This is a genomic window from Priestia sp. FSL W8-0524 (genome assembly GCF_038005965.1).
GTDB lineage: Bacteria > Bacillota > Bacilli > Bacillales > Bacillaceae_H > Priestia > Priestia zanthoxyli.
On the sequence record NZ_JBBOUG010000001.1, the window covers coordinates 1,716,225 to 1,737,907 of the forward strand.

Consider the following 21,683-nt stretch of genomic DNA (forward strand, 5'->3'; position numbering starts at 1 on the left):
GGCAGCTATAAAAGCTGCCTGTTTTTTTGTTTTGTGAAACTTTTAAGGGATTTATCCGTATATAAATTATAACAGTAATCGTTTTAAGAGATGGGAAGACAATGGTATAATATGTATACGTTTAAAAGTTCGGTCACATTTAAGATAGGAGTGAAAGCGATGAAAGTCGTTCGAATCATAAAAAAGATTCTTGCCATTTGGGTAACAGGAGCAGTAGCCGTTCCGGTCAGCTATTTTGGATTCAGTACCACGATGATTCAATCCGTTGGCATTAGTATAGGAGTAATGGTCGTGATGAGCCTGTTTTTTATTATGAGCAGTGCTCGACGTCATTATCAAAATCCATATAGAGAAGAAATTGCATACGTGCGTCATCAAGTAAAAGAGGCAAGAAAGCAATTAAGAACCATTGGAAGCTATCGTTTTAAAATTCGGTCTGTTCATATGTGGACAGAACTTTCTAAACTATACAAAATAGGCAAAAGCATCATTGAAATGGTAGAAAAAGAGCCCGCACGATATAAAGATGTTCAGCCCTTTTTTACGAACTACTTACAATCAACGGTTACCGTCATTGAAAGGTATATGTTTTTATTATCAAAACCAACGAAAAGCATAGAAGTAAAAGAAAGTCTTCATGAAGCGGAAGACATGCTGCGCGGGTTATCAGGGAAGTATGAGCATTTATTAACAAATGCTCTTTCACAAGATAAGCTGACATTAGATGTAGAGCTTAAAGTGCTAAAGCAAGCATTTGAAGAAGAGCAGCCGTATATACCGACAGCTACTAATCGCACAAAGTAATGTAAATGCAAAGGATGGGATTTTATGATGAAAGAATATGATCAAAATAAATCGTTAGATGCGCTGCTTGATGATCCTTTTGCTTCGCCTACCCCGCAGTTACAATCGGATACTCGCGCTGCAAAAAGAAGCACATACGATGATTTGACACCGGAATATCAGGAAAAAGCACAGAAAATCGCAAATCAAATTGATTATAAAAATCAGCAGGCTATCTTACAGTACGGGGTAGCAGCTCAGTCAGAACTATCTCAGTTTTCTCAATCTGTACTACAGCATGTTCAAACGAAAGATACAGGACCAGTAGGAGACGTTATAGGAGATTTGATGAGTAAGATTCGCCAAGTAAATCCCGATGACTTTTCTTCAAAGAAAAAAGGAGTCATCGGTCGATTGTTTTCAGGAGTCTCTAGACCTATTCAAAATTTATTAACAAAATATCAAAGCATTAATGTTGAAATTGATAAAATTGCAGATAAGTTAGAGCGCTCAAAACAAATGCTGTATCGAGACATTACAATGTTAGATAGCTTATATGATAAAAACAAACAGTTTTACGAGGCGCTTAACGTCTACATTGCAGCGGCAGAATACAAGTTAGTGGCGCTGCAGAATGAAACGCTGCCCCAGCTGCAGCAAACAGCCTCTCAAAAAAATGACTACTTAATGGCTCAGGAGGTCAATGATTTAAATCAATTTATCAATAGGCTAGAAAAACGAGTGCATGATTTAAAGCTGAGCCGTCAAATTGCCATTCAAAGTGCACCGCAGATTCGATTAATTCAAGAAGTCAATCAGACCCTTGTGGAAAAAATTCAAAGCTCTATTTTAACAGCTATTCCACTTTGGAAAAATCAAGTAGTCATCGCAACCACTTTATTGCGCCAAAAGAAAGCAATGGAAGCCCAAAAACAAGTATCTAAGACAACAAACGACTTGCTTACTAAAAATTCAGAGCTGCTCAAGCAGAATACAATTGAAGTAGCTCGTGAAAACGAGGCGGGGATTGTCGATATCGAAACATTGAAAAAAACGCAGTCCGACTTGATTACTACGTTAGAAGAAGTATTAAAGATACAAGAAGAAGGGCGTACGAAGCGTACCGAGGCAGAATCAGAGCTGTATCAAATGGAAAAAGATTTAAAAACTAAACTGTTAGATATGAAATAAAGAAAAAGTCGGTTTACACACTTTGTAAACCGACTTTTTTTCTGTTTTATGCATTTTGAAGTGTTTTCGCCATTTCCAAAAACGGAGTTAAATCCCTTTCGGATTTAGGAGCAAAGATCGTTAATCGGAAAGTAGGGTGTTGATTTTGTTTTCGAACAAGAAAGCCGTATGCATTACTTTTATCATCGGACGCTTTGTACGCAGCTTCTATCTCTAAGCTAGATTGAATGAGGTGCGTGTCAAGGGAAGCCACTTCCGAAAAGCCAGCTCTTAAAATTTCTTTTGTTTCTTTCTTCAGCTCCTCTACACTTTTATTTGAGGGAAACACTTCAATCCGCATCCACAAAGCATCATTTTTTTTATTGTAAATGACATCTTTTCGGGGCTCTTCTTCTGTAAACTCGTATCCTTCTAGTACGTAAAGCGTATAGTTTTGATTACTGCTTCTTTTAAGATAACCTACATCTGTTCTGCTGCTTCCTTTGTAAGGATAGGTGAAGTTTTGCTGTGGCAAGCGTTCTCTTGGAATTTCTTTTTGTGTGTTGATAAGCTCTTCGCGAAAAGCAGTTGAACAGCCACTCATCAAACATATAAAACAAACAAGAAATATCTTTTTTTTCATAGCTGGCTTCCTTATCTATTTTCATTCATGCGTTTTTACTGAGTTAACAATTGAAATTAACTTTTTTTCATCATCGGAATTTTTAGCCGTAACCATCGTGATTTTTAAAGCAGGGTGCCCCTTTGTTTCTCTTAATACATATAGTTTTGCCGTTTCTTTTTTACTCCCAGACATAGATGCAAACACAACGGGTTGAATAAATGGGGATGTAGAAGAAATTTTTAACGATTTTCCAAACTGGTCATCAAACAATTCTTTTGAACGATCTAGATATGATGTGCTTGTACTTTCTTTCCCGGAAAGGACTTCAATTCGCATCCACGTATAGGGAGTCTTGGTTGAAAAAAGAATATCTTTTCCATCTTCTTCTTTTTGAAGCGTATATTCACCGGGCAATGAAAGAGAATATCCTTGTTCGCTTACGGTGAGCTGCTGATGTTTCTCGTTGCTTTCACTGATTGCTTTAACAGAAGGCAGTATAACCATGGTTCCGCTTATCATTAACAGAAGCGCTAAATAAAATTTTCGCATGTATATATCTCCTATTCAAAACGCTAGACAGCGTGTAATTACTATATAAAAATGTTTTCGCCATGTTAGAACCCGTAGGTTTATTTTTGACTTTTTGGTAAAGCTAAAAACACAATCAATTAGTAATGGAGAGAAGACTATGAAAAACCGTAAATCAACTTCTGCAGCTAATCGCCGTCAACAGCGCGTGTGTTTGGGTGATGAACGATTATTTGCAGTTGGTATTAAAGCGTTTATTGACAATACGCATGAATCACACCTAGACAAAAAAGGAGGTCATTGAGTGAAATGGTGCTTGTCAATTATTATTATTGTTTCCATTAATTTCTACGGTATTCAGGTGGATGCTGCAAAGAAGAGCAGATTTTATTATGAAAGAAAAGGAGATATCGTGTGGGAAGTTCCCATGAAAGATGAGAAGTTAATTGCGCTTACATTTGATGATGGACCAGATCCTAAATATACGCCGACTATTTTAAATTTATTGCAAAAATACGGTGCCAAAGCAACTTTTTTTGTAGTCGGCGATCGAATAACGTCATTTCCCAAGCTTGCTCAAAGAGAAGTTCGTGAAGGTCATGAACTTGCTAATCATACATATAGCCATTTGAAAGTAAGGGGCCAGGAAGTAGAGAGAATTGAACAAGAAATTGAAAAAGCGGATGAACGTATACAAGCTATTACAGGAATAAAACCTTACCTGTTTCGTCCACCTACTGGTTATTATGACGATCGGGTAGTAAAAGCTGCTAAAAATCAGCAGTATACGATTATTCTTTGGTCTTGGCATCAAGATACATTTGATTGGAGAAATCCAGGCGTCGGTAAAATTGTAAGTCAAGTGCTTAACCATGCCAGGTCAGGAGATATTGTATTGTTTCATGATACGGGAGGAGATCGAACTCAAACCATTGAAGCATTAAAACAAATTTTACCGAAGTTAAAGGAAGAGGGGTATAAATTTGTAACGGTCTCAGAACTTTTAAAACATCATCCCAATTATAAATCTCTTTATTTGATGCAACAGCAAAAACAGCACTCCGTTCAATAAGCGGGTGCTGTTTTTCTAGTAAAAGCTTTAGCTAATCTTTTAACTGGTTTTTCCTTCTCTTTCGTCCCCATTAGACGTATTTTTTTGGAAAAATGCTTTTACTTTATCTCGTTTTTTCTTCGAAATAAGAATATATAATGTATCACCTGCAAAAATTTGTGTATTTCCTCTAGGTGTAAGTAATTTATCATCTCGAATAACAGCAGTCACTAAAATGTCTTCAGGGAGGTGAAGTTCTTCAAGCGATTTACCTGATATATCTGCATGTTCCACGAGCTTCAACTCAATCATTTCATTTTTGGTTTTGCCCATCGAAACAAGCTCGAGACTGTGAGGAACCGTCTCTTTTTCACCTTGAGAAAGGTTTAGAAATTTGGCTAAAGGAGCGATTGTTGCTCCTTGAAGAAGAGCGGAAGTTAAGACCACAAAGAAAACGACGTTAAAAATGAGCGTGCTGTTCTCCAAACCTGCCATCATAGGATAAGTAGCCAATACAATTGGAACAGCTCCTTTTAAACCGGCCCAAGAAATAAACAGTTTTTCTTTGGATGAGTATTTAGCAAACATCATCGAAAGAAATACGCCGAGTGGACGAGCGACAAACATAAGTAAAAGAGATAACAGTATACCCTGCCAAATGATATCTAGCAGTTGATTAGGAAAGACAAGAAGGCCGAGTAAAATAAACATTAAAATTTGCATCATCCATGCAAAACCTTCGTTAAAGCGGACAATTGTGTGACGATAAGTTAGATCTGCATTTCCTACTACCACTGCCATTACGTATACAGCAAGTAGACCGCTTGCCTCTACAAATGTGGAAATTCCATAGGTTAAGGCGGCCAATGACAATGTAAGCACAGGGTAAAGCCCAGAAGAATCCAAATTAATTCGATTAATAATCCAAACGGATGCTTTTCCAAGTACTAAACCAAGTACCAGCCCGATTCCCATTTGCCAAAAGAAATTAAAGATTAATGAGAGGATAGGAGAGTCTGGATGTTGAATTAATTCAATAATAGAAACGGTTAAGAAAATGGCCATCGGATCGTTGGAACCAGATTCTGCTTCTAGCGTGGAGTTTAGTTTTTGGCGGATGTTCTGTGTCCCTAGTACAGAGAACACGGCTGCGGCATCTGTAGAGCCAACGATTGCCCCAAATAAAAAGCCTTCAAGCCAAGTAACACCTAAAATATATTTGGCAAGTACACCCGTTAAAACTGTCGTAATGAGGACTCCGAAAGTAGCTAATGAAACGGAAGGGCGAACAACGCGTTTAACATCTTTCCATTTGGTCTGCACGCCTCCATCAAAAAGAATAATGATAAGCGCTAATATTCCGAATCCTTGTGTTAAAAGAGCATTGTCAAAGTAGATGTAGTGGCTAACAACCATTCCTACAATAATAAAGAGTACAAGCGAAGGGACCCCAAGGCGAGTAGAGAACTTTGCAGTAAGTACCCCTATGACAAGGAGAATGGATAATAAGAGAATTGAATGGTCTACCGTAAAATCCAAAAAATACACCTCTTTTGTTCAAAATTTTTATGTAAGCAATAAGTGAGGTTCCTCTATAATAATTGTAGCATAATGGATTTAAAACCTTGAGAAATCTGCTTATCAAAAAAAGAGATGCATAAACATCTCTTTTTTGGTCATGTATGAATAACAGGGATAGATTCTTATTTAACATCTTGCTCGTGATAAAGATGAGGAGCTTTAAATGTTGCTTTCTTTTTAACGGAAGAACCTTGTTGGTCTGGACGGGAACGATCGTAAATAGCTGTTCCAACAATCTCAGCCACATCTTGAAGTTTTTCTTTGCTTATTTTATCAAGGGTATCTTCAGGCGTATGATACCAAGGTTCAGACGGACTGTGAATAAATAGAGCAGCCGGTATTCCTGCCTCTGCAAAAGGAACGTGATCACTGCGGCCGCCAGCTTGGAATGGCGTAGGTGATCCATTTAATCTTGTACTTGAAGCTTGAGCTAATTCTGTGACAAGATTTGGTGTTCCATCAGCTGTATTCATCACCAAATCTCCCGCATCTCGACTTCCTACCATGTCTAAATTAAACATTCCAACAATACGATTTTTCTCATTTTCAGATAGCTCACTAACATAATGCTCGGATCCTAGTAAGCCTACTTCTTCAGCCCCGAATGTAACAAATCGCAGTTCTGTATCGGTAGGAAGAGTTTTAAATACGCGAGCTAATTCAAGCACCATTGCTGTTCCAGAAGCATCGTCATTTGCCCCAGGTGCTCCGGCCACAGAATCATGATGAGCACCTACTACAATAATATCATTTGTTCCTTTTTTCTTAAAAGTAGAAGGTTTAGCAGCGGTTACATTATAAGATGTTCGCTCACTTACGACAGCTCCTTCAATTTTTACTGTACCTGAAGGCTTTTCGCCTTTTTGAATAGAAGTAAGAATCTTTTCACCTTCTTCTTTGGTAACAGCAAGAGACGGAATGTAGTTATCATTAGCGCCGCCAAGCGTTCCGTTTAGCTCACCGTCTGTATTATTAAAAATAATGACGGCTGCAGCCCCTTTTTCAGCAGCATTTAATACTTTTTCACCAAAAGTAATAGTGCCTCGCTGAACTAATACAATTTTACCTGTCACATCTTTGTTTGCTAAATTATCTTTTGTACCCAGCCCTCCATCGACAATTTCAGCTGTGACATTTCCATTGGTGCTATAAGTAAAAGTTGTTGGAGAGTAGCCGGTACCGTTTACGCTTAGTGAAAAACTAGCTGCTGGTGTGTAACCGGTAAAGGTAAAAGGTTCCACTTCGCTCTCATAGCCTAGTTTAGACAAACGCTTTTGAACAAATGTAGCAGCTTCGCGTTCAGCTTCAGTTCCTGCCACACGAGATTTTTTTGAGAGATACGCAATGTCTTGATAAATTTTCTCAGCATTGATTTTTTTTAATACTTTTTGTTCAGAACTTTGATGGTGAGAAGCATTTGCAGAAGTAGAAGCTTGTACACTTGTAAAAGATAAAGTCAAACTTGTGGCTACAGCCAAAGAAATCACGGTTTTTTTCATTAAAATCCCCCTAAATTTATCGATGTAGTTGGTACTATTCGAATTTACAATATTAAGAAAATACAAAAAAGAGTATTATTACCTAAATGTTCCAGGATATTCCGTATCTAAATTCCTATTTTAATAGAGAAAATAATTCAAATAAAATGAAAATGCGGAAACAAATAAAGAGGATAAAAGAAACTGTGTCAAAAGTAATAAGAAAAGGTATTAGATAAGAATAAAAAAATAAGGTAAACTAGTTTAAAAGTAAGAAGAATATTCAGAACTTAATTGATGAAACATAGAGAGTATTCACATAAAAAACAAAGGCTGGTGGGAAATATTGATAAAAAATAGGGAGGGTGTACGAAAAGCAGCGGCGGTAACGGGTCTTCTGCTTTTAGGGGTGTACACCGTCTTTCAAACAATGGCATTTTTTAAAGGAGCATATGCTCTTAGCAGTTTGATAAAAGATAGTTTACTAGTGGGCATAACGGCTGGCACGTTTTATTTACTTCATAAGCGTTCGGTTTATACCCAGGTGTCTGATGAACAGTATCAGCTTGCTACATTAATAAACTCAATGCCAGATTTTATTTGTTTTAAAGATGGAGCTGGCAAATGGGTGGCGGTGAACGATTTTGGAAGAGAACTTTATCATTTAAAGGGTATTGATTACAGGGGTAAAACCGATGCAGAGCTTGGGGAGCTTGTGCCTTTCTTTCAAGCGGCTTTCTTACACTGTATTTCATCGGATGAAGAAGCTTGGAGAAAAAAGGAAAAGGTACGCATGGAAGAAGCATTTGAAATACCAAACGGCGAGGTCAAAACATTTGACGTCATTAAAGTACCTGTGTTTTTTGATGATGGCTCAAGAAAAGCTCTTATTACGATTGGACGAGATATCACTCAGCAAAAGCTTGCAGAAGCGCTTCTGATAAAAAAGGAAAAGCTTTCTGTAGTAGGCGAATTAGCTGCTGGAATTGCCCATGAAATTAGAAATCCGCTTACGAGTATTAAAGGGTTTGTTCAGCTCATGAAAGAAACAGACCGATCCGCGGTAGGGTATGCTAATATCATGCTTGATGAGCTGGAACGAATTAATGGTATTGTTAGTGAAATGCTCCTGTTGTCAAAACCTGAAAGTGAACATTTTCGCGTGTTTTCTCTTACAGAAGCGGTTAAGTATGTAATGAGTCTAACTTCCCATGAAGCTTTATTGAAAAATATTGACTTCTTATACGATGAACAAACAAATAACGCTAGTGTATATGGAAATAAAAATCACCTTATCCAAGTATTACTTAATGTTTTTAAAAACGCAATTGAAGCCATGGATAAGCCTGGAAATATTTATATCACAATCAAAACAGCGCAGGATGACCATATTTTTATAGAAGTTAGAGATGAAGGAGTAGGAATTTCTAAAGACCGTCTAGAACATATAGGAGAACCGTTTTTTACTTTAAAAGAAAAAGGAATGGGGCTTGGATTAACAATCAGCTCTAAAATTATTCATGATCATCACGGTACCCTGCAGATTGAGAGTGAACAGAAAAAAGGGACGATTGTTAAAATCCGACTGCCTCTGTATGTCGAAGATACGGCGGTTTTTGCAAGCAAATGAAATGTTGTAAACGAAAAGTAATGAAAACGTCATCCATTTCTTATTGCTAAACGCAGCTGTACATGATGTAATAAAAGAAACGAACATGTCAGGAAGGTAGCAAAATGAGACGTGCAGATCAAAAAATTATATTACCGTATACACCGGAAAATTTAAGAATGCTATTGCTTCAAGTATGTGACGGAGAAAATCCGTTTTCCCATCAAGACCTTGCGTATTGGTGTGATAAATATACTCTCCATTATTATGAGTATGAAGCGGATGAAACGCAGTGGATGAATGATATGCAGCAGACAGATAATAGGCAAGATCTAGCTAAATCCTATGCCATTGCTAAAGATATTGGCTGGCAGTGGTACTTTTATATGGCTAGAGGAACGACGCTATCTGATATTCAATATGTCGAGCTTCACGAACTAGAATTACCCAGACATTTGTTTGTAAAATGGCTAAATGAATTATATGAAATGTAATCCTATATATGAATTGTAGTACATCCGGTCTGATGAAAGAAAGGCCATCTCTGGTAACGGAGCAAAAGACCACTGAAGTACATACAAGCGTAAAATAGAAAGCTAAGGAAAATCCTTAGCTTTTTTGTTTTGTCAAAATTATTCAAAAAAACTGTCTTTAGGAAAAAACATAAAACCTAGTTGACTTATTGGTATTGTTGTATTATAAGTAATAGAGACATAAATTATGGAAAAATTACAGGGGGAACATCTATGAATAACTTATTAGTCATTCTAAACATCCTTATTATGCTGGCACTGCTTGCGGGGCTGTTTATGATGCAGAAAAAACATGTATCATTTTCAAAGCGTGTGTTCACGGCGCTTGGCCTAGGGATTATTTTTGGTTTTGCTCTTCAGTGGGTGTATGGTCCGACTCATGAAGTAACGATAGCGACCGCCGATTGGTTTAGCATTGTAGGAAGCGGATATGTGAAGTTTCTTCAAATGATTGTCATGCCGCTTGTATTTGTATCGATTGTAGCGGCATTCACTCGTTTGAAATTGACGAGCAATATTGGAAAGATTAGTAGTTTAATTATTGGGATTTTGCTTGTCACAACAGCGATAGCAGCTGCAATTGGTATTTTTACAACAACGAGCTTTAATTTAGAATCTGTCCAAATCACAAAAGGGGAAGCGGAACTTCAGCGCGGAGAGGACTTGGAAAACAATTTATCTAGTTTAGAAGCAAAAACAATTCCGCAGCAAGTAGTAGAATTATTACCTGCTAACCCGTTTCTTGATTTAACAGGCGCACGATCAACTTCCACGATTGGCGTTGTCATCTTTGCCGCATTTGTTGGAATTGCGTATTTAGGCGTGAAGCGTAAAAAAGCTGAGGAAGCGGCGTTATTTTCAAAAATTATTGATACGCTTTATGCAATTGTCATGCGTGTAGTGACGCTAATTCTTCGTTTAACTCCTTATGGGGTACTTGCAATTATGACCAAAACAGTAGCAACGAGTGATATTGATGCAATTGTTAAACTTGGAAAATTTGTTGTAGCATCATATGTCGCATTGGCAGCTATGTTTATCGTTCACTTAGTTATTCTAACAATCATCGGTGTAAATCCGATCACATATGTTAAGAAAGTATTTCCTGTATTGGCGTTTGCCTTTACTTCTCGTACGAGTGCTGGAGCATTGCCTTTGAATGTTAACACACAAACAAGACAGTTAGGGGTTCCAGAAGGAATTGCGAATTTTGCAGGTTCATTTGGTCTTACAATCGGTCAAAACGGATGCGCTGGAATATATCCAGCTATGTTAGCCGTTATGATTGCACCAACGGTAGGTATTGATCCTTTAACGCCTTCATTTATTTTCACGTTGATTGCCATTGTAGCAATTAGTTCGTTTGGCGTAGCAGGGGTTGGCGGAGGAGCGACATTTGCGGCTTTACTTGTATTATCTTCTATGAATTTGCCCGTAGCGCTAGCAGGCTTATTAATTTCAGTAGAACCACTGATTGATATGGGACGTACGGCACTTAATGTAAGTGGAAGCATGACAGCCGGAGTCGTAACTAGTAAACTAACAAAAGAGTTAGATACAAACGTATACAACGATCAAACCATCTCACCTGAAACAGCAGAAGTGTAAAAGAGATACGGTATCCATAGTTAACATTGTTAACTATGGATTTTTTTTCTTTATCCGCATAAAATAGGAAAAAATACTTATGATAACGCTTTCAAAAAAGGTTATAGTGAAAAATGTGTACGTACTTTATTTTACGGGAGGGTTTTAATTGAAACGTAGTTGGACTAAATATGCAATGGTACTGACGGCTTTACTCTTACTAGTAAGCTCTTTTTTTAGCCCGTTTATGCAATCGTTTGCATCTGCAGCGGATACCACAAAACTCACGATTCACTATCAGCCTGCTTCAAACGATACAAAAGAATGGGGATTATGGGTTTTTCCTGAAGGAGGAGAAGGGAAGCCTTACGCATTTACAGGGGAAGATCAATTTGGAAAAGTAGCGGAAGTTGAACTACCCGGTACTTATGACAAAGTAGGTTTTATTGTACGAACAGAGTCGTGGGAAAAAGATGGAGGAGACCGCTTCGTGTCAGTGGAGAACGGTGAAGGAGAAGTATGGGTAAAAAGTGGAGATGAACATACATATACGTCTCCTCCTGACGGTGAATATCGAGATTTACCGGAATTTGATAAAGTAAACGTTACCTTAAACTATCATCGGTACGATGGAGATTATAGCGGGTGGAACATTTGGACATGGCCAGGTGATGAAAAAGAAGGCAAGCAAATCGAATTTACGGAAGACACGAATTTTGGGAAGAAAGCAACTTACACAATTAACAGTGGAAGTGGTAATTTATTTGACAAAATTGGTTTTATTGTACGCCATTCTACTAGTGATAGCGATTGGGAAAATAAAGACGGAGGAAACCGCTTTATTACCAAGGTTGGTAAAGATGGGAATGTAGAAGTATGGATTGTTCAAGGGCAAAATCGAATTTATTACGATAGAGCTGGAGTAGATCTCACTCGGAAAATCATGAAGGCGACGATGGATACATTTAATCAAATCACCTTAGAAACAAACGTGCCGTTTGACTCTTCTAAGAGTTTAGGAGACATTGAAATTGACGGAGCTCAAATTGAGAAAGTGACACCTTATAAAGAGGGAGGAGACGCTGTTACTACTAAAATTAAAATCATAACAAAACGGCCTTTGGACGTTACACAAACGTATAGAGTTAAGCAAAAAGGATACGGATCAGCTGATGTAGTCAATGGAAGTGTCGTGCGTACGAAAGAATTTGACGAAAAGTATGCATATAGCGGAAACGATTTAGGAAACACATATTCTAAGAAACAAACAAATTTTCGCGTATGGGCTCCAACTGCAAGCGAAGCCAAGCTAGTGACTTATTCGTCATGGAACTCGAAAGCTTTAAAAGAAATTTCTATGACTAAAAGTGAAAAAGGAACGTGGAAAGCGGAGTTAAAAGGAAATCAAGATGAACTAATTTATACGTACAAAGTAAAAATTGGGAACGTCTGGAATGAAGCGGTTGATCCATATGTACGAGCAACAACGGTCAATGGAGATCGCGGAGTCGTCGTAGATTTGGCTAAAACAAATCCGAGAAAGTGGAGTACAAATAAGCCGAAATTTAAAAATCCAGAAGATGCCATTATCTATGAACTGCACGTACGAGATTTATCGTCTCAAAAAGAGAGCGGTATCAAAAACAAAGGAAAATATTTAGGCGTAGCGGAGTGGAATACGAAAGGACCAAATGGAGTAAAAACAGGACTCAGTCATATTAAAGATTTAGGTGTAACGCACGTCCAGTTCCTGCCTATTTACGATTATCGTACGGTGGATGAAACGAAATTAAACGAGCCGCAGTTTAACTGGGGATATGATCCGAAAAATTATAACGTCCCAGAAGGCTCCTATTCAACAAACCCATATAATCCTAAGACTAGAATTATTGAGCTCAAACAAATGATTCAAACGCTTCATGACAAGCAGCTTCGCATGGTAATGGACGTTGTTTATAATCACGTGTATGCAGTGAGTGAGCATAGTTTTGATAAACTAGTTCCAGGCTACTACTTCCGTTATAAAGAAGATGGAACTCTATCCAACGGAACAGGTGTTGGAAACGACACGGCGTCTGAACGGAAAATGGTTCGGAAGTTTATCGTAGATTCTGTTGCGTATTGGGCAAAAGAGTACCACATTGACGGGTTTCGGTTTGATTTAATGGGGATTCACGATACAAAGACAATGAATGAAGTGAGAAAGAAATTAGATGAACTTGATCCTTCCATTATCGTCTTAGGAGAGGGCTGGGATCTAGGAACCGAGCTTGACGCTAAGCTCAAAGCTAACCAGAAAAACGCTCAGGATATGAAGCGCATCGCTCACTTTAATGACGGTATGCGGGATGGTCTTAAAGGCAGCGTATTTTTTGATCATGACAACGGATTTGTGAATGGAAAGCAAGGACAAGAAAAACTCATACAGCAAAGTATAGCAGCTGGAATTGATTATGATCGTTCAACTGCCACGTATGAAGATCCAGATCAAGTTGTTACGTATGTAGAAGCGCACGATAACCATACGTTATGGGATAAGCTTCAGCTGACGAACCCTGCTGACACCGAGCAAACGAAAAAGCAAATGCACAAGCTTGCTTCTTCTATTATTTTAACATCTCAAGGAATGAACTTTATACATGCAGGTCAAGAGTTTATGAGAACAAAAGGCGGAGACCATAACAGCTATCAGTCACCCGATTCTGTCAATCAGCTAGATTGGAAGCGCCGAGCAGCTTTCAGCCAAGAAGTAAATTACATGAAGGGACTTATTGCGCTTCGAAAGCAATATTCGTCATTTAGAATGACGAGTGCACAGGCTATTCATCAAAATTTACGCTTTGTTGATGCACCAGCAAACGTAGTAGGTTATACGTTAAATGCTAAAGCTAATAAAGATAAAGCAAACGAAATAATGGTGATTCATAATGCAAATAAACAAGCTCAAACGGTTCATTTGCCTTCTAACAGAACGTGGAGATTACTTGTTGACGGCGAGCGGGCCGGAACAAAAACGCTCCGTACGGTGAAAGGAAATACAATAAACGTTTCGCCTCTTTCGACATTTGTACTAGTAAGATAAGTTTTAGATAGCTAGAATGCATGTAGAAAAATTCAGAATATTGTATGCAAAATTGTTGATTTTACTAGATAACATGGTAAAATATTCATTGTTAGCGTTTTCAAAATTCGTGGGGAGGTATGTATTTGATGCAAAATCTTGGAGCGAAAAAAGTTGAAATGAGTCCGAAAGTAGTGGAGTTTTTAAAAGGAGTTAAACAGCTATACATTAATGGCGAATGGGTAGACTCTGTTTCAGGAAAAACGTTTGAAACAGTAAATCCAGCAACGGGTGAAAAGTTGGCAGATGTAGCTGAAGCAAATCCAGAGGATATTGATCGCGCCGTCAGAGCGGCTAGAGAAGCCTTTGATCATGGACCTTGGACAAAGATGTCAGCAGCTGAAAGAAGTCGACTTATTTATAAATTAGCTGATTTAATGGAAACACATCAATTGGAACTTGCGCAGCTTGAAACGCTTGATAACGGAAAACCAATTCGTGAAACATCAAATGCAGACATTCCATTAGCCATCGAACATTTCCGCTACTTTGCAGGGTGGTCAACTAAAATGGTTGGACAAACTATTCCTGTGCAAGGAGCGTATTTTAACTATACGAGATATGAACCAGTAGGAGTTGTTGGCCAAATTATTCCGTGGAACTTCCCGCTTTTAATGGCCGCTTGGAAGCTCGGAGCCGCTTTGGCAACTGGATGTACAATTGTGCTCAAGCCAGCCGAGCAAACGCCTCTTTCTGCACTTTACTTAGCTCGACTAGCCGATGAAGCAGGATTCCCAAAAGGCGTGCTAAACATTGTGCCAGGCTACGGGAAAACAGCAGGTGAACCGCTCGTTCATCATGATCTTGTCGATAAAATTGCTTTTACAGGATCTACTGCTGTCGGAAAAGCAATTATGAAACAAGCTAGCGACTCTTTAAAGCGTGTGACGTTAGAGCTTGGAGGAAAATCACCAAACATTATCCTCCCGGATGCAGACTTAACAAAAGCTGTTCCTGGTGCGCTTTCAGGTATTATGTTTAACCAGGGACAAGTATGTTGTGCTGGAAGTCGTCTGTATGTCCAAAAAAGCTTATATGATAATGTCGTAGCTGATTTAGTTTCTCAAACGAAATCTATTAAACAAGGAAATGGATTAGCTGATGAGACAACAATGGGTCCGCTTGTATCTGCGCAGCAGCAAAAACGAGTGAAAACCTATATTGATAAAGGAATTGAAGAAGGAGCGGAAGTACTCGCAGGAGGAAACATACCGTTTGATCAAGGCTATTTCGTAGAACCGACTATCTTTGCAGATGTCGATCATTCGATGACGATTGCTCGTGAAGAAATCTTTGGTCCGGTTGTAGCTGCTATGCCGTTTGACGATCTTGATGATTTGATTGCCAAAGCAAATGATACAGCATATGGTCTAGCAGCAGGCGTCTGGACACAGGATTTAAAGAAAGCACACTATATTGCTCATGGTATTAAAGCGGGTACAGTTTGGGTGAACTGTTACAACGTATTTGATGCAGCAAGCCCGTTTGGAGGTTATAAGCAGTCGGGAATTGGTCGTGAAATGGGAAGCTATGCGCTTGATAATTACACTGAAGTGAAAAGCGTATGGATCAATATGGAATAATAAGTAAGATTTTTTGTGAAAATCAATAGCATATCTTTGTGTGAAAAAGAGTAGTCTTTAGTGGACTACTCTTTTATTTGTTTAAGTCCCGCATTTTTAGAAAAGGAGTGATAACATTGCCGGTTATACAGGGCCCCTCGTCGTATAAGCTTACCGGTCACCTGCAAAAGTTTAGAGAGAACCCATTGGGTTTTTTGGAAAACTTGACTCAGTATGGAGAAATTGCAACATTTAGAGTTGCGCACAAACGCTTTTATGTAACGAGAGACCCTCAACTTATTAAAGATGTAGTCATTACAAACAGCAAGGCGTTTCAAAAAATTAAACTAACGCATATGTTTAAAACGCTGCTGGGTGAAGAAATGTTATGGACAGATGAAGCATTATACATGAGCCCCATTCAACCCTCACAACTTAAACAACATCTAACTTATAATAAGGAAGCAATCGCAAAAATAATTGAAAAGCATACGGAAACGTGGGAAGAAGGGCAGCTTCGAACGATAGTAAAAGACATAAGACAGATAGTCGTAGCTGTACTCCTTCAACTTGTATTTGGCATTTCGATTGAGGATAAAGACAAAATTCACTATGTTCAAGCACTTATGAGAAAAAAAGAAAAGTTAGGCAAAATTTATATTCGTCTACCCTTGCACCAGCCTGACTCAGATGAGCAGCTAGAACAACTCCTTTTTGAACGCGTTCAAATGCGTGTTCAAAACAAAACCGAAGGAAATGACTTACTGCAGTGTGTATTAAATTCTCACGGGGAAGACATCGATGAAAGAGAAATATACGAACAGCTAAATTCTATATTCCTTTCGATGTATGAAATGATTACGCACGTATGCAGCTGGTCTATTCATTTACTGTCTCAAAATATTAGGGAGCACCTTCAGCTGCATAAAGAAATTCAAGCCTATGCTAGCGGTGAATCACTTTCAACCAAAAATTTGACCTATATGCGCAAAATAATTGCTGAAAGCATGAGGCTGTATCCGCCTCTTTGGCTATTTGGGCGTCAAGCACGTGAAGATATACAAATAGATGGTTACAGCATTAAAAAAGGGGAGATTATGTTAATTAGCCCTTATATGATGCATCGCCATGAAGATTACTTTTTAGAGCCCAGTGAATTTTTACCTGACCGTTTTGAAAAAGGAGGGTCCATTGATGTCCCAAGCTATATGTATATGCCGCTTGGGATTGAGCATCAAGCGGAAAGAGGCATGGACTATATCACTGAAATAGTAACTATTTTTCTGTCAGAAATGACAAAGCGCTTTTTATTTCAACTGACTAAGCCCGAGCCTATTGCTCCGATGGCGGGCGTTATGCTGAATATGAAAGAAGAACTGGATGTGAATGTTCACAAAGTTCACACGCAGTCTTGAATGAACGGGAATCCTTTCCCTCTTTATATCAGGCTGTCAATTTATTGACACATCCTGCATTGAGATTTATCATAGGATAATATTTGATAGAGATTACTGAAGGATTTTTAGAGGGGACTATGGATAAAACAATTAAACAGTTAGTGTCGCTAGTTGAAACATCATTACTAACGCAAGTTAAGATTCAAAGTGAAAGTGACTATGATCCAGTTGAAGTTACGAACAAAACAAAAGAGTGGGTACTTATTGGTAAAGGAAACTATGCCGGTGTGTTTACGCACGAGAATTATCCTGAATTTGTCGTAAAAGTATACGGAAGAGACGTTTATGGTGTAAAAAAAGAAGCGCAAGTGTATAGAAAGCTGGGCGTTCACCCAGCTTATTCTCAACTTTTTCATGAGGGAAAGACGTACTTGATTTTAAAAAGACTTACAGGTGTTACTTTGTATGATGCTGTACAGCGGGGAATAAAGATTCCAGAACAAGTCATAAAAGATGTGAACAAAGCTTTGGACTATGCAAGAAGCCAGGGGTTAAACCCGTATGATGTGCATGGCAAAAATGTCATGATGAAAGATGGAAGAGGATATGTGGTGGATATTTCTGACTTTTATAAGGAGGGTATTGATAAAAAATGGACAGACCTTGTAAAAGCTTATTACACCTTTTATCCGTTTATTGATAAATACCATATCCGCTTGCCGTATCCGCTTTTAAACGTTATCAGAAAAGCATATCGTCTATATCGTAGAATCAAATCAAAAAGGAGTTTCCGCTAAAGGGAACTCCTTTTTAAGATGAAATACAGCGCAGTACGTGCTGCTGTTCAAAAGTTGGTTTTAATTTGAATAGAATGGTTTGTAGTATTTCAGATTGATAGACAAATTTTAGCGTATGTTTAAGGGAAAGAGGATGTAAGAAAGAACGTATTCTTTTTTCAGCATAACGTATCACCTGTTCTTCATAAAATAAAGTACGTGCGGAGATTTTAGCATGAATATCTTTTGTTAGTTCGATTGTAAACTGGATAATCATTAAATCAGTGTCTTTACAGTATTTTTCTAGTAGCATAATATCACCTCCATTTTGTCAACTCATTTACATAATCTTAATATAAAATTTACAAATGTCAATAAAACACGGAAAAATAAATGGTAAGACTGCTCTTTTTATATGTTGAATAAACAACAACGTTACAGAGGTGAGTAAAGTTGAATATTAACGTCGGGTTTGCAATTTTAGCTGATATTGATAATAAGATGACGGCTGCTATTTATGTGGAAAATCAAATTGTAGCGATTATAGCTGGACCTTCAGATATTCTGTATGAAAAGTTGAAAAAAGTGTTTTTATAATAGAGAAAAGATGTAATTGTAAATATGATTCATAAAAAGCTTAAAAATTCTATGAAATAGTCGAAATAAAAGATGAGGATAAGATACACAAAAAGAAAGAACAGGAAGTTAAGGATAGGAGAATTACATATGGATAAAACATCTTTTATTGGACTGATTTTAGGAATAGCCTCTCTTATTGTAGGCATGTTTTTCAAAGGGGTTAATCCATCTGTGTTAGGAAATCCGGCTGCTATTTTAATTATTATTGTCGGAACCGTCGGAGCAGTAGTGATTGCATTTCCTTCAAATGAAATCAAAAGAGTCCCAAAACTGTTTGGTGTCCTGTTTAAAGAACAAAAAATGCTGCAGCCCGTTGATTTAGTATCCATGTTTTCAGAATGGGGACAAGTTGTTCGAAAAGAAGGGTTACTATCACTTGAAGCCCAAATTATTGATGTAGATGACCCTTTCTTAAAAAATGGTTTGAATTTAGCTATTGATGGTCAAAGTGCGGATTATATACGAGACGTGTTGTCTGAAGAAATTGATGCTATGGAAGAGAGACATCAAACGGGTGCAAGTATTTTCGCTTTAGCAGGTACATATGCTCCAACTCTGGGTGTACTTGGAGCTGTTATAGGGTTAATTGCTGCGCTTGGGAACATGGAAGATACGGATACGCTAGGACATGCGATCAGCGCGGCGTTTGTTGCTACGCTTCTTGGTATTTTTACTGGGTATGTACTATGGCATCCGTTTGCAAATAAACTGAAGCGTAAATCGAAACATGAAGTAAAGGTAAAGTATATGATGATCGAAGGAGTGCTTTCACTTCTAGAAGGAGAAACACCGAAAGTAATTGAGCAAAAGCTGGCTTCCTATTTGCCAACAGCGGAACGTAAAAAGCTTCTTCAAGAAAGCGAAGTGGGCATAAATGAGTAGACGCAGAAAACGAAAGCATGAAGAGGACCATGTTGACGAAAGCTGGCTGCTTCCTTACTCAGATTTGCTTACACTTTTACTTGCTTTATTCATTGTATTGTTTGCAATGAGCTCAGTGGATGCGCAAAAATTTAAGAACCTTTCCCGCGCATTTAATGAAGCGTTCGTTGGAGGAACGGGCGTGATGGAATTTCAATCTCTGCAGGAATCTGAAGAAGCGGTTCAGCCTTCAAATACTCCTGCAGCTAAAAGTACGGAAAAAACAAATGAAGTAGAGACAGCTCCCAATCAGTCTCCTGCTTCTTCACAATCGTTAACGAGCGAACAAAAGGAGCAAACCATTCGAGAAGCTGATCAAGAAGAGCTTCAGCAAATTCAATCTAAAATTAATGCGTATATTCAAAAGAAAAACTTAACAAATCAATTACAGACTTCGCTAACCGAGGAAGGTCTCTTAATTTCCATTCGAGACAATGTATTGTTTGATTCGGGAAGAGCACAAGTGCGGAGTGAAGATACAAAAATCGCAAATGATATTTCAGAGCTTTTGGTGATTGATCCTCCTCGTAATATTATTATTAGCGGCCACACCGATAACGTACCTATTCGCAACGCTGGTTTTGAATCCAACTGGGAGTTAAGCGTGATGAGAGCAGTTAACTTTATGAAAGTTATCTTAAAAAACGATAAGCTTAATCCAAGCATGTTCAGTGCAAAAGGATTTGGAGAGTTCAAACCGGTGACATCTAACAATACAGCAGAGGGGCAAGCGAAAAATAGAAGGGTTGAAATATTGATTACTCCTCGTACAATTAAACAGCCGTAAAAGCAGTCCTGCTTTTACGGCTGTTTTTCTATGTGTTATAAAGCTAAGAGTCTTCTCTTTTCAAAGTTTCCTCGTACTAACTTGAGGTCCATTCCATCTAAAATCAAATCAATGAGAGCGCCTTTAAAGACATCTGCTGTTTTTTTCTTATCATTGGACTGCAAATATTGCACGCGATACCACTTGCCTTCAACTTGAAAGTACATAAAACGTCCGTGCGTAAAGTCAATCCAAAACTTGGTAGGTTGTCCATTGAGATTTTTATAAACATATCCCCAGCTTCGTCCTTGGTGAGCGTCCTTCATTTTAGGGCGAGCTGTATTAAATACTTCGTAATATACTTTATGCTTAATATCATAGAGCATCATGTGACAGTCCTCCTATTTATAGACGTGCTAGCAGGTAAAGATATATTTGTATACGACAAGTATACTCAGATGAAAGGAATCGTAGACTATTTTTTTGAGACAAGCAGGAGCAAAGGTAAATGAAAAAGACAGTTTAAATTAGCTCAATCATTCCGCTTTTTTTATACTGTAAATAAATGCGTTAAATAAGGAGGAAAAAATGAGACGAGTAGGCATAGTAGGTGCTGGAATGACGGGCCTTACAGCAGCGGCTGAATTGCAAAAAGAGGGAATAGAGGTCTTTCTTCTTGATAAGAGTAAAAGTGTAGGGGGACGAATGGCTACCCGACGAGTAGGGGATGGAAAAGCAGATCACGGAGCTCAATTTTTTACAGTGAGATCCGATGAATTTCAACAAGACGTAAATAAATGGATAGGTGATAGAAAGGTTAAGAAGTGGTTTGGTGACCATCACCCTCGGTATCAAAGTCCGAATGGCATGAATGCGCTAGCTAAATATTTAGCTGAAGATCTACGCGTATATGTAAATCGAAAAGTTCAAGCCATTGATTTTCAAAACGGAAGGTATCAGTTATATACAGAAGAAAATGAGATTTTTGAAGCTACTGATATCATTCTTACACCTCCGTCTCCTCAGGTTATTGAGATGCTTAATAACAGCAGGTTACAGGTGGACCAATCTATTCTTAAAACACTGAAATTCAGTCCTTGCTTGGTTGCTATCGTGGAGCTTTACACAGAGACGCTGTTTGGTGATCATGGTCAACTCACGAATCCATCTGGCACAATCCAAAGAATCACTAATCATGAGCAAAAAGGAATATCAAAGACGCCCGTTCTTAGCATATATATGAATAAAGACTGGTCAGAAAAACATGTTGATGAACATGAACGTGAGTTGCTGCCGATGATAAAAAATGAAATAAAAGAATGGATAGGTGCAAATCATATTAAAAGCATCCAGATAAAGAAATGGCGCTATGCAGAGGTTGAACAAGTTCTTCATCAGCCCTTTGCTAAAATTATGCCGTCGCTACTGGTGGCAGGAGATGCTTTTTTAAGAAGGGAAGACGAGACGAATCACTCACGGTTAGAGAGCGCATATTTGTCAGGCAAATCGGCAGCCGCTGAATTAATGGAAAAGAACATCTAGAAAAAGGAGGGACC

21 protein-coding genes are annotated in these 21,683 nt (G+C 38.2%); 15 read left to right on the top strand and 6 right to left on the bottom strand.

What is annotated here, in order from left to right; translation table 11 throughout:
• The first annotated feature begins 159 nt into the window (after positions 1-159).
• Both NST66_RS08590 and NST66_RS08595 read left to right on the top strand, forming a co-directional pair.
• A complete protein-coding gene (locus NST66_RS08590) occupies positions 160-804 on the top strand; it encodes a 5-bromo-4-chloroindolyl phosphate hydrolysis family protein (RefSeq protein WP_221814920.1) in 645 nt (214 codons plus the stop codon).
• 24 nt (positions 805-828) lie between these two features.
• The gene (locus tag NST66_RS08595; protein ID WP_047751114.1) at positions 829-1,974 is read left to right on the top strand and encodes a toxic anion resistance protein; all 1,146 of its coding nucleotides are present in this window, start codon (positions 829-831) and stop codon (positions 1,972-1,974) included.
• A gap of 46 nt (positions 1,975-2,020) precedes the next feature.
• Here the strand turns inward: NST66_RS08595 and NST66_RS08600 are convergent, their stop codons facing one another.
• Together NST66_RS08600 and NST66_RS08605 are read right to left on the bottom strand one after the other, a co-directional pair.
• The gene (locus NST66_RS08600; protein WP_033578781.1) at positions 2,021-2,596 is read right to left on the bottom strand and encodes a hypothetical protein; all 576 of its coding nucleotides are present in this window, start codon (positions 2,594-2,596) and stop codon (positions 2,021-2,023) included.
• Positions 2,597-2,617: 21 nt separating this feature from the next.
• On the bottom strand, positions 2,618-3,127 hold the full coding sequence (locus tag NST66_RS08605; protein ID WP_165635938.1) for a hypothetical protein: 510 nt from the start codon (positions 3,125-3,127) through the stop codon (positions 2,618-2,620).
• A gap of 139 nt (positions 3,128-3,266) precedes the next feature.
• Here NST66_RS08605 and NST66_RS08610 point away from each other — a divergent pair, with 139 nt between their 5' ends.
• Both NST66_RS08610 and NST66_RS08615 read left to right on the top strand, forming a co-directional pair.
• Positions 3,267-3,410: a hypothetical protein gene (locus NST66_RS08610; protein ID WP_013056734.1), complete on the top strand. Its 144-nt coding sequence runs from the start codon at positions 3,267-3,269 to the stop codon at positions 3,408-3,410.
• Complete coding sequence (locus NST66_RS08615; protein ID WP_033578783.1) at positions 3,411-4,178, top strand: polysaccharide deacetylase family protein; 768 nt, start codon at positions 3,411-3,413, stop codon at positions 4,176-4,178.
• 39 nt (positions 4,179-4,217) lie between these two features.
• Here the strand turns inward: NST66_RS08615 and NST66_RS08620 are convergent, their stop codons facing one another.
• Both NST66_RS08620 and NST66_RS08625 read right to left on the bottom strand, forming a co-directional pair.
• Complete coding sequence (locus NST66_RS08620) at positions 4,218-5,696, bottom strand: potassium/proton antiporter (protein WP_182028710.1); 1,479 nt, start codon at positions 5,694-5,696, stop codon at positions 4,218-4,220.
• Between the two features lie 164 nt (positions 5,697-5,860).
• Positions 5,861-7,237 carry a M28 family peptidase gene (locus tag NST66_RS08625; RefSeq protein WP_033578785.1) on the bottom strand — a complete coding sequence of 459 codons (1,377 nt, stop codon included), beginning with the start codon at positions 7,235-7,237 and terminating at the stop codon, positions 5,861-5,863.
• A gap of 325 nt (positions 7,238-7,562) precedes the next feature.
• On the opposite strand from NST66_RS08625, the gene NST66_RS08630 reads away from it, so the two are divergent.
• From NST66_RS08630 to NST66_RS08660, 7 genes are all read left to right on the top strand, one after another.
• Positions 7,563-8,846, top strand: coding sequence for an ATP-binding protein (locus NST66_RS08630; protein WP_033578786.1), 1,284 nt, complete (start codon positions 7,563-7,565; stop codon positions 8,844-8,846).
• Between the two features lie 104 nt (positions 8,847-8,950).
• Positions 8,951-9,319 carry a hypothetical protein gene (locus NST66_RS08635; protein ID WP_013056739.1) on the top strand — a complete coding sequence of 123 codons (369 nt, stop codon included), beginning with the start codon at positions 8,951-8,953 and terminating at the stop codon, positions 9,317-9,319.
• A 252-nt stretch (positions 9,320-9,571) separates the two neighbouring features.
• Complete coding sequence (locus NST66_RS08640; protein ID WP_034269283.1) at positions 9,572-10,966, top strand: L-cystine transporter; 1,395 nt, start codon at positions 9,572-9,574, stop codon at positions 10,964-10,966.
• 175 nt (positions 10,967-11,141) lie between these two features.
• Positions 11,142-14,027, top strand: coding sequence for a type I pullulanase (gene pulA / locus NST66_RS08645; protein ID WP_340843764.1), 2,886 nt, complete (start codon positions 11,142-11,144; stop codon positions 14,025-14,027).
• Positions 14,028-14,155: 128 nt separating this feature from the next.
• The gene (locus NST66_RS08650) at positions 14,156-15,649 is read left to right on the top strand and encodes an aldehyde dehydrogenase family protein (RefSeq protein ID WP_013082880.1); all 1,494 of its coding nucleotides are present in this window, start codon (positions 14,156-14,158) and stop codon (positions 15,647-15,649) included.
• 107 nt (positions 15,650-15,756) lie between these two features.
• Positions 15,757-17,043, top strand: a complete 1,287-nt coding sequence (locus NST66_RS08655; protein ID WP_080963438.1) for a cytochrome P450 — start codon at positions 15,757-15,759, stop codon at positions 17,041-17,043.
• Between the two features lie 119 nt (positions 17,044-17,162).
• Positions 17,163-17,822: a serine/threonine protein kinase gene (locus tag NST66_RS08660; RefSeq protein WP_028413611.1), complete on the top strand. Its 660-nt coding sequence runs from the start codon at positions 17,163-17,165 to the stop codon at positions 17,820-17,822.
• Positions 17,823-17,835: 13 nt separating this feature from the next.
• Here NST66_RS08660 and NST66_RS08665 read toward each other — a convergent pair whose 3' ends face one another.
• Positions 17,836-18,114 carry a hypothetical protein gene (locus NST66_RS08665; RefSeq protein ID WP_014460422.1) on the bottom strand — a complete coding sequence of 93 codons (279 nt, stop codon included), beginning with the start codon at positions 18,112-18,114 and terminating at the stop codon, positions 17,836-17,838.
• A 140-nt stretch (positions 18,115-18,254) separates the two neighbouring features.
• Between NST66_RS08665 and NST66_RS08670 the strand changes: the two genes are divergently transcribed.
• The 3 genes from NST66_RS08670 to motB all read left to right on the top strand — a co-directional run bounded on the left by NST66_RS08670 (position 18,255) and on the right by motB (position 20,148).
• A complete protein-coding gene (locus NST66_RS08670) occupies positions 18,255-18,398 on the top strand; it encodes a hypothetical protein (RefSeq protein WP_014460421.1) in 144 nt (47 codons plus the stop codon).
• Between the two features lie 129 nt (positions 18,399-18,527).
• Positions 18,528-19,322: a flagellar motor stator protein MotA gene (gene motA, locus NST66_RS08675; RefSeq protein WP_013056745.1), complete on the top strand. Its 795-nt coding sequence runs from the start codon at positions 18,528-18,530 to the stop codon at positions 19,320-19,322.
• Positions 19,315-20,148 (top strand): flagellar motor protein MotB, encoded by an 834-nt coding sequence (gene motB / locus NST66_RS08680; RefSeq protein WP_025752068.1) that lies wholly within the window; start codon positions 19,315-19,317, stop codon positions 20,146-20,148. Before motA ends, motB begins: the two co-directional genes overlap by 8 nt.
• A 35-nt stretch (positions 20,149-20,183) precedes the next feature.
• Here the strand turns inward: motB and NST66_RS08685 are convergent, their stop codons facing one another.
• Complete coding sequence (locus NST66_RS08685; RefSeq protein WP_033578790.1) at positions 20,184-20,516, bottom strand: hypothetical protein; 333 nt, start codon at positions 20,514-20,516, stop codon at positions 20,184-20,186.
• 199 nt (positions 20,517-20,715) lie between these two features.
• Between NST66_RS08685 and NST66_RS08690 the strand changes: the two genes are divergently transcribed.
• Positions 20,716-21,669: an NAD(P)/FAD-dependent oxidoreductase gene (locus NST66_RS08690; RefSeq protein ID WP_340843267.1), complete on the top strand. Its 954-nt coding sequence runs from the start codon at positions 20,716-20,718 to the stop codon at positions 21,667-21,669.
• The last annotated feature ends 14 nt before the right edge of the window (positions 21,670-21,683 follow it).